Raw genomic sequence first — 9,595 nt, forward strand, 5'->3', positions numbered from 1 at the left:
GCATAGCTCAGCTGGATAGAGTACTCGGCTACGAACCGAGCGGTCGGAGGTTCGAATCCTCCTGCGCCCACCACTTTCATATTTTCATACACTTTTAAGTGTAAGAAAAATAAACCGATGGAAATCGGTTTTTTTATGTCTGAATTTATACGCTCTGCTTAGAGTTTAAATAAGCAATCTATGAAAGTGGGTGCATAGCTCAGCTGGATAGAGTACTCGGCTACGAACCGAGCGGTCGGAGGTTCGAATCCTCCTGCGCCCACCACTTTCATAAATAAGCCGACATTAAGTCGGTTTTTTTGTGCCCGAAATAAAGTGAAATGTAGGTTTAGGCGAATTGAGAACCAAGCAGTCGGAGGTTCACTCTTACAAGATACGTCCTGCGCCCACCTCTTTGATAAACAAACCGACATTAAGTCGGTTTTTTTGTGCCCGAAATAAAGTGAAATGTAGGTTTAGGCGAATTGAGAACCAAGCAGTCGGAGGTTCACTCTTACAAGATACGTCCTGCGCCCACCACTTTCATAAACAAGCCGACATTAAGTCGGTTTTTTTGTGCCCGAAATAAAGTGAAATGTAGATTACTACCCAGTAGATACCATCTCTCATTTTATCCTGTGTAGCCGCAGAGCTTGCTAGCGTGAGAAGCACCAGTTTCTATTCCCCCCTTAAAAATATAATTTATAAGATTTTATTCGTTGGCAACGCCAAAAATAAGTAATTTATTCACAAAGAGGTTAAGAGGCGCTGCGCTTTTAGAGATAGTAATAAAGCTAAGCTAAACTAATAAACCCGGGCTTATGTCTTCTCATTTACTTCTCTTTCGCTCCTCTTCGTGTAATAGATCTTTAAGTGGTTCATTGGCCAATAAATTAAATAACTAGAAGCGTTTAGCTCTAAGAAGGTTAAATACGGTCTTTAAGCTTAAAATGAGAGGTGGTATTTTAAAGTAAAACCAGCCTTCATCCTTAAATCCACACCCGAGTTTATTCATTTGTTGTAGACGCTGAGCTTGCTCGCGTGAGAAGCGCCAGCTTCTAATCACTATATCTAAGCCCACTTAACCTTTTCTAAAGCTGCTCTTTAATATTACCTATGTTATTTTAAACGCCTTGTTTAAAAGGATATTGCAGTATGTTTAAAACCCTATTTATTACGTTATTTTTTATTTTTAGCGCTATTTTTATTCCAAGCGTGCAAGCCAACGAAGCTAATAACTCTCTTGTGGTAGGTGCGCAGCAATACGCTAAATATTTACCGCAATTAAAAAATAAACGTGTAGGGCTAGTAGTCAATCAAACATCAACTATAGGGCAAACTCACTTAGTAGATGCTCTGCTGGCTAAAAGCATAAACATAACTAAAATTTTTGCACCAGAGCATGGCTTTAGGGGCGATCACGGTGCGGGCACACATGTAAAAAATGCCGTTGATAGCAAAACCGGTATTCCGCTTATTTCTATTTATGGTAAAAATAAAAAACCAAGCCAAGCTGCTTTAGCCGATGTTGATGTCATTATTTTTGACATTCAAGATGTGGGAGTGCGCTTTTATACCTACATAAGCTCTATGCACTACATGATGGAAGCTGCTGCAGAGCAGGGGATAGAATTTTTAGTACTCGACAGACCCAACCCAAATATTGCCTACGTTGATGGACCAATATTAGAGCCAGAATTTAAATCGTTTGTAGGCATGCATCCAATACCTGTTTTACACGGTATGACCGTTGGCGAACTTGCCAAAATGATCAAGGGCGAGGGCTGGATCAATAAAGCGCCCGATTTAAAATTAACCGTGATCCCTGTCGATCATTACACTCGCAAAAGTGCTTATAGTTTGCCTGTAAAACCTAGCCCTAATTTACCTAACGATCAGGCCATTGCACTTTATCCGTCGCTTTGCTTTTTTGAAGCAACGCCTATCAGTATTGGTAGAGGCACCGACTTTGCGTTTCAGGTAATTGGTTACTCGCCAATTACATTGGGCGATTTTAGTTTTACACCGCGCGCAATTAAAGGCGCTGCTTTAAACCCCAAATTTAAAAACCAAACCGTGCAAGGGCTCGATTTAAGACAAGCAAATATTACAGGTTTAAATTTAACTTACTTAATAAATGCGTACACGGAGCTTAGTAAAAACAACATCTCGTTTTTTGAGCGCGCTGACTTTATGGATAAACTAGCGGGTACTAATAAATTGCGCTTAGCTATTGAAGCAGGGCAATCAGAGGCGCAAATAAAACAAAGCTGGCAGGCGGGGCTTGTGCAATTTAAAGCGCAAAGAGCGCCTTACTTGTTATACAAATAAGGGCTAAGCATGTTTATTGCTTTAAAAAATAAAAGGTGTAGTTATATAAAAAATGCATTTATAGCGGCGTTAAGTTTTATTGTTGTGGGTTGTAGTACGCCACCTGAGCCTATTAGCTCGGGGCTACCACTTACAAAAAGCCAACTTGTAGAGCTGCCTAATGCACAAGTGGTTGTAACGTTTCCTGAGGTAAATCCGAGTAGCCGGTTTTATGTAAATAACCGAGGAACGTTTAAAGCTTACAAAGGGCGCGGGCAATTATTAATACAAAACCATAACGCACAAAGCGCCGATATTTACATTAATAATCAAAAGCTCGACGTTAGCCAACTGAGCGCCAACACTCTATACAATTACAGTTTGGCAAAAAATACTCACAACGGTGTTAATACCTTTAAAGTTGAAAATATTCTCCCTGTTGGCGCAAGTTTAACACTGCGTTTTGCATTTCCTACTTTAAGTGATGAACCAAAAAAGCATATAGATTTTACTGAAGTAGACACATTAATTGAACGCGATGTAAAAGCAGGTTTTCCTGGGGCTGTATTGGCTGTTGTTAAAAATGGAGAGCTAATAAAGTTAACCGCCTATGGCGATGCAAAACAATATCAGCAAAGTGACTTAATGCTACTTCGTCCAGAGCCAATGCAAACTAATACCTTGTTTGATTTGGCCTCAAACACCAAAATATTTGCCACCAACTTTGCACTTATGAAATTAGTAAGCGAAGGGCTATTAAATATTAATAAACCCGTGCAAAGCTACCTAAGCGAATATAAAGGCGAAGGGCGCTCACAACGTACAGTAAAAGAGTTACTCACTCACAGCGCCGGATACCCGCCAGTATTTGACTTCCATCGCAAAGATGGCAGCTATGGCGACGCGTTTTATTCGCAAAACAGTAAAACCACTAAGCAGCTATTACTTACCAGCGTGCCTTTTAGCAGTAAATCATCTGGGCAGCATGTTTACTCAGATATTGATTACATGATTTTAGGCGTACTAATTGAGCGCATTACAGGGCAGCCTCTTGACGAATACCTAGAGCAGCAAGTGTATGCACCACTAAAATTAACTAACACGTTATTTAATCCACTTAAAAAAGGCTTTAAGCCGCAGCAATTTGCAGCCACTGAGCTTAGCGGCAACACACGAGACGGGCGTATTAAGTTTGATAATGTTCGCACCAATGTTTTACAAGGCCAAGTGCATGACGAGCGCGCTTATTACTCACTTGATGGCGTAGCAGGGCATGCGGGGCTATTTAGTAACGCCCACGACTTAGCTGTGCTTTGCCAGCTATTATTAAATAATGGTGGCTACGGCGACCAACAATTATTTAGTGCAAGCGCTTTAGCCCAATTTTTAACGCCGCAATCAAGCGATGAAACCTACGGGCTTGGCTTTAGGCTTGCCGGTAATAACAAAGCAAGGCGTTGGCACTTTGGTCCTTATGCAAGCGCGCAGGCTTATGGCCACACCGGTTGGACAGGCACAGTAACCGTAATAGACCCCGCTTACGACTTGGCTATTGTTTTACTTACTAATGCTCGCCATAGCGCAATTAAAGGCTCGCTAAAACGTTACGAATTTACAGGCAAACAATTTGAAACCGCGCAGTACGGATCGGTGGTGTCGCTTATTTACGAAGCGTTACTAAATCAATAAGCTATCGTATAGGTTAAAACGTACTAACTGTGCCACCTTAAGTGATTTATTTACAGGTGACTTGAGTAAGCCAATCCATTAAGCTAAGCGGTCTATAAAACTAAGCCGGTTTATGTTGTTAGGCTTAACAAATAAGCGTTAAAACGCGTACAAAGCGAGGTTTACTCGCTAATAACTAAGGTTAACTTTTTATGCATTGGTATTCTATTTTACCGCCGCTAATTGCGATTGCTATCGTGTTTTGGCGAAAAGAAGTGATTATGGCACTACTTGTTGCCGTTGCTTCTTCTGAGTTTTTACTCGCCTTTCAGGGCGAAGGTAATAGCTTGTTTGATACTTTTTTAAATACCATTGAACGTATTATTTCGGTTGCAAGCTCGCCAGGTAATACACGCATATTAATATTTAGTATTTTAATAGGTGCACTGCTTGCCTACATTCGCGAATCTGGCGGCGTTGCAGCAACTGTTAATATGCTAATGAACAAAGGCATTGCAAAAAGTAAGCGCCAAGTGGGCTTTTTAACCATGTTTACCGGTATTGCGGTGTTTATAGAATCTAACTTGAGCGTACTTACCTCGGGTATTTTATCGCGTGGCTTGTTCGACAAATTTAAAATGAGCCGAGCGCGTCTAGCGTACATTATTGACAGCACCAGTGCGCCAGTGTGTATTTTAATACTACTTAACGGCTGGGGTGCATTTGTACTTGGTTTGTTAGGTAACTACGAGCTAGGTGAGTCGGCTGTATCGGTATTGTGGGGCAGCGTAGGATATAACTTTTACGCCATAATTACCCTTGCCATTGTTTTTTACACAATCGCGTTCGATAAAGTGCATGGCCCAATGAAAGAAGCCGAAGAAAAACTAGAGCTTCAAATAACCGACGTAAAAGATGAAATAAAAGCCTCTAAAGCGCGTTACATGTTAATCCCGCTTATTACGCTTATTACCAGCATGATTGGCTTTATGTATTACACCGGTAATGGTGTACTTGCCGAGGGTAGCGGTTCTAAATCAGTATTGTACGCAACGGTTTTAGCCATTGTTGTGGCTTACTTTTTAATGATTGGCTCACGTAAATTTACCCATCATCAGTTAGTTGATACCGGTTTTAAAGGCATGGGCGAATTAATGCCATTGGTCGCCATTGTATTGCTTTCGCTTACACTTGGCGCAAGCTTAAAAGAGCTGGGTACTGGCGTATTTGTAGCATCACTTGTTGGCGACTACTTACCTATTTACTTAATCGTACCGGTGCTGTTTTTAACTGGCGCGGTAATGTCGTTTACTACAGGTACATCGTGGGGTACTTTTGCTATATTAATCCCAATTGGTGTGCCACTTATTCAAGCGCTAGGTTTACCGCCGTCGCTTGTTGTTGGTGCTATTTTGGGTGGTGGTATATTTGGCGATCATTGCTCGCCTATATCCGACACCAGCGCTGTATCGGCTATTGCATCGGGGTGTGACTTACTCACCCACGTTAAAACGCAGCTACCGTACGCCTTATTTGGTGGTGGCCTTACGTTTTTAGCGTACTTAGTAACAAGCATAATTGTTTTGTAAGAGCGTACTATAGAAGTAATGCTTTAATAAACGAGCAATAATAATTACCTAAAAGCCTGCAACTATGCAGGCTTTTTTAGAGCATAAAACAAGGATTGTTTAAATGAAAAATAAAGCTTTTGTCTTTTTTAGTTTTTTATTATTTCTGAACGCATGCTCTTACCTAGAAAGTGAAATAGAACAAGCTAATAGACTAGCAAAAACATATCAGCTCGATATTAAGGCTGGCGATACTCGTTTATTTTTTCCTGAACAATTTTTAGGAAGTGAAGGCAAACGACCTTCGCTTGAAATGGAAAGTACTTCTTTAGAAGATTCTTCAGAGTCACTTGATGGCATTGAAACCGCGCTGGAGGTTTATCCTGAAGGCTTTGTTTCCAAATTTATTAATGCTATTTATATTTCAGGACCTATGCTCATGGAGGGGGCTGAAGCGGGGGGAACATATTCAAGAAATTTTATAATACTAGCAAATATCTCAGATAAGAACGGTACTAACTTCAATTATGGAAATTCGTTACGGGGAGTTCATCACGAGCTTAGTTCTTTAATTTATTTACGCTCCCCTTTTGTTAATCTTGCATGGCAAGGTCTGTTGCCTGAAAGTTGGAGTCCTGCTTCCTCAAACTATGAGGCGTTAACGCAAGATAGGAATATAGGGCCTGATTATGAAAATGGATTTTTATCTACCTACGGTAAAACTAATATTGAGAACGACTTTAATATTTTCGCCGAATTTGCTTTTTCTGAGCCTGAAAAGCTACGAGACCTTGCAGCTAAGTATACAACTATAGCTAAAAAGCTGAGTTTATTTATTACTGCATATAAGCAGGTTTATCTTGAGTATCGGCAGAGCTTCGAAGAGTATTTTACTAGTACAGGTCTAAGCGATGTTGCTATAAAACCTGATAATGTAGAGATTACGATTAACAGTGATTTTAGTAATGTTAAGCCGCAGATAATTCACTAAGTTAGCCTAGTGAAGGGCTTATTTTTACAGATAGTGATTGTTTAAATATAAGGTATTTCTCAGTTAAAGAAACTCAAGTTAAATACTCAAAAAGTAATTTTTCTTATACCTAAAATCATTACAGAAATTAACTTCTTAGGATTTCTCTACCTAACTTTAAATGATATGATTTCGACAATTAAATAATAAATAAGGACATTTTTATGGATATTATTATCGGTCAACATGCGCTAAAGAAAAAAACACAGCTAACGCAACTTTCTGAACGTGCAATTGGTAAAGCCTTTAAAGATCAAGCTGCTTTAGCAATACAAATGACGCAATGTAGTGCAGCTGTTTATCGTCGATTACAACGAACTTATAAATCAACTGTAACACCACGCGATGAAAAAAGAGTTAAAGCAGGTGGCTTAAGTACACAATCAGTTACTTTTTCAACAAGTAATAGTAGCCAAAAATCCTTTAATAGCTTACTTCCTGCAATGCGAGGAAGAGGTGCACCTACAAATACTTCAAAAACGTCAAATGATGTTGCAGTTGCTTCTAATCAGCCACAAGCAGTTAACTTGTTGGCTTTGCTACATCCTGTTATAAGCGGCGACATAATGAAGACAGGTAATGCTGTTGAAAAAACAGCGACTATATTAGGGCTAGTAACAACGACTGTTGGTTTTGTAGTTCCAGGCGGTGGAGCTGTTTCATCAATTGTTAGTTGGGTAGGAAGTGGTGCTACGTATTCAGGTTTTTCAATGTCTAGAATTCGCTCTGATGCGCCAGACCGAGCTTATCACCAACTAACAAATTATATTACATGGCTAGCCGCTTGGAATAAAAAAGCGTGTGAGTTAATTGATATAGCAGATCCTAATGGTCAATGGACCTTTAGGGATATCGAGCATGGACTTTCATAAGATTAGACTGTAAGCAGCGTTTTAAAAGAAAGTGTAAATACGTTATACCTGTAACTTACGATTATTGAAAAGCCTGCTTAATTGCAGGTTTTTTGTTTTTAAAAACAAATAAAATTAAGTTGAATGGAGCTAAGCTAAGTAATATTAAGTTCAATAACACTCTCTCTATTATCTAAACCACTTAAATATAGACTTAATTACCCGTATTTATATTTTTTAGGTTATTGTATAGCATGAGCTTTAAGCTTTTTAATAGCTATAAATTCTTACTTTTCAACTCATATAAGGCTGTAAATCCACACTATGTTTGCAATTGATAATATCATTCTCGTTAGTGCCATTTTAATTTTACTAGGAGTGATCTCGAGCAAGTTATCTGCACGTGTTGGCTTACCGGTGCTGGTGCTATTTTTACTTGTAGGTATGCTCGCAGGTGAAGACGGTATTGCAGGTATTTCATTCGACAACGCAGAGGCCGCACATGCTCTGGGTACTCTAGCGCTTGCCATTATTCTATTTGATGGCGGCTTACAAACGCCTACCAGTTCAATAAAACAAGTGTGGAAACCCGCGTCTGCTTTAGCAACCGTTGGGGTGTTATTTACCGCTGTAATTACAGGCCTTGTGGCCACTTATATTTTAGACCTGCCCATATTACAAGGTGTATTACTGGGCGCTATTGTTGGCTCTACAGATGCCGCAGCAGTATTTGCGCTTTTACGAAGTGCGGGCATTCACTTAAACAAAAAGCTTAAATCGACCCTTGAAATAGAAAGTGCCTCGAACGATCCAATGGCTATTTTTCTAACGGTTGGATTGCTCGAAATGCTCGTTAACGACATGCCAATAGGGCTGGATCTACTACAGCTATTTGCCCAACAAATGGGTGTTGGCGCTATTTGTGGTCTTTTAATTGGTAAGGTATCGGTTTGGTTTATTAATCGAATTAAACTAAATGCATCGGGTTTGTATTTAGTGATGGTAACCGCATTTGGACTGCTTTCTTTTGGCCTTTCAGCAACGCTCGGCGGTAGTGGATTTTTAGCTGTATTTATAACGGGTGTTATTTTAGGTAACAGTAAATTTGTATATAAGCGCGGTATTTTTCTGTTTCATGACGGCTTAGCCTGGCTTGGGCAAATAACCATGTTTGTTGTATTAGGACTTCTTATTAACCCGTCGTCGTTGGTTGATGTATGGTTAGAAGGACTGCTTATTGCACTGGCACTTATTTTTGTTGCTCGGCCATTAGCGGTAGCGCCTATTTTAAAACTGTTTGGTTTTAACAATCGCGAAACCTTGTTTGTATCTTGGGTTGGGCTTAGAGGCTCAGTGCCCATTATTTTAGCTATATTCCCATTACTATTTGGTCTTTCAGGGGCTGAGCTTATTTTTAATGTTGTTTTTTTCGTGGTGTTAATTTCAGCCACGTTACAGGGCTCAACAATGCCGTGGATGGCTAAAAAACTAAATTTAGTAGAGCCGCCACCTGATTTGGCTGCTGCAACGCTCGAAATCACAGCACTAAACGATATTGATATAGAAATTGTAGAATACACCTTAAGTGACGTTTCTCGGGTTTCTGGGCGCAGTTTGTCACATGCGGCACTTCCTGAGAGTGTGGTTGTTGCTATGATCACACGGGGCCCGTCAATCATCCCGCCACGAGGCTCAACTAAGTTAAAAGCAAATGACCACTTATTTGTTGTTTTAAAACCAGATAACAGACCTTTTGTTGATTTAGTTTTTACAGCAACCGATAAAACAAACCATCAAGATAGCCACTTAGCCCACAACGAACTTAAAGTGAAAGGGGTAACGTTGGTAGGCGATATATTTTACTCTTATCACATGCACATAGACGCCCCAGAAGAGATAAGCTTGGAAGAAGTAATTAACCAAAAGCTTTCAGGAGAAGTCAGTAAAGGCGCTATTGTTGTTATTGGCAATGTGCAAATACGCGTTATAACAATGGTACATACACGCATAGTTACCATTGGCTTAAAGTACTTAAACAATCCAGAAAAGCGGCTTTTAAAGCAGTAATCATGAACAATGATTTATTTAGCGCTAGGCTCATGTTTATAGCTGCGTAGATACCATCTCTTCTAATCAGCCTCAAGCTTTCTTTAAATAGCTTGGGGCTGATATTCAGTTTGATTCTTCAC

At 39.8% G+C, this 9,595-nt stretch carries 6 protein-coding genes and 1 tRNA gene; all 7 read left to right on the plus strand.

Translation table 11 applies throughout. The features are described 5' to 3' along the window. Positions 1-188 precede the first annotated feature (188 nt). Positions 189-265, plus strand: a tRNA-Arg gene (locus tag I6E80_RS20185). An 869-nt stretch (positions 266-1,134) separates the two neighbouring features. Continuing rightward, the gene (locus I6E80_RS20190) at positions 1,135-2,310 is read left to right on the plus strand and encodes an exo-beta-N-acetylmuramidase NamZ domain-containing protein (protein ID WP_197186310.1); all 1,176 of its coding nucleotides are present in this window, start codon (positions 1,135-1,137) and stop codon (positions 2,308-2,310) included. A gap of 9 nt (positions 2,311-2,319) precedes the next feature. Then, complete coding sequence (gene pbp4b / locus I6E80_RS20195) at positions 2,320-3,978, plus strand: penicillin binding protein PBP4B (RefSeq protein ID WP_197186311.1); 1,659 nt, start codon at positions 2,320-2,322, stop codon at positions 3,976-3,978. A 191-nt stretch (positions 3,979-4,169) separates the two neighbouring features. After that, positions 4,170-5,546 (plus strand): Na+/H+ antiporter NhaC family protein, encoded by a 1,377-nt coding sequence (locus I6E80_RS20200; protein WP_197186312.1) that lies wholly within the window; start codon positions 4,170-4,172, stop codon positions 5,544-5,546. A 103-nt stretch (positions 5,547-5,649) separates the two neighbouring features. Continuing rightward, on the plus strand, positions 5,650-6,516 hold the full coding sequence (locus tag I6E80_RS20205; protein ID WP_197186313.1) for a hypothetical protein: 867 nt from the start codon (positions 5,650-5,652) through the stop codon (positions 6,514-6,516). 203 nt (positions 6,517-6,719) lie between these two features. Continuing rightward, entirely contained in the window at positions 6,720-7,427 is a 708-nt protein-coding gene (locus I6E80_RS20210; protein ID WP_024599053.1) for a hypothetical protein, read from the plus strand. A gap of 303 nt (positions 7,428-7,730) precedes the next feature. Then, positions 7,731-9,473 (plus strand): potassium/proton antiporter, encoded by a 1,743-nt coding sequence (locus tag I6E80_RS20215; RefSeq protein ID WP_197186314.1) that lies wholly within the window; start codon positions 7,731-7,733, stop codon positions 9,471-9,473. Positions 9,474-9,595: the final 122 nt, after the last annotated feature.

Source organism: Pseudoalteromonas sp. NSLLW218 (genome assembly GCF_015864775.1).
In the GTDB taxonomy this organism is placed as follows: Bacteria; Pseudomonadota; Gammaproteobacteria; order Enterobacterales; family Alteromonadaceae; genus Pseudoalteromonas.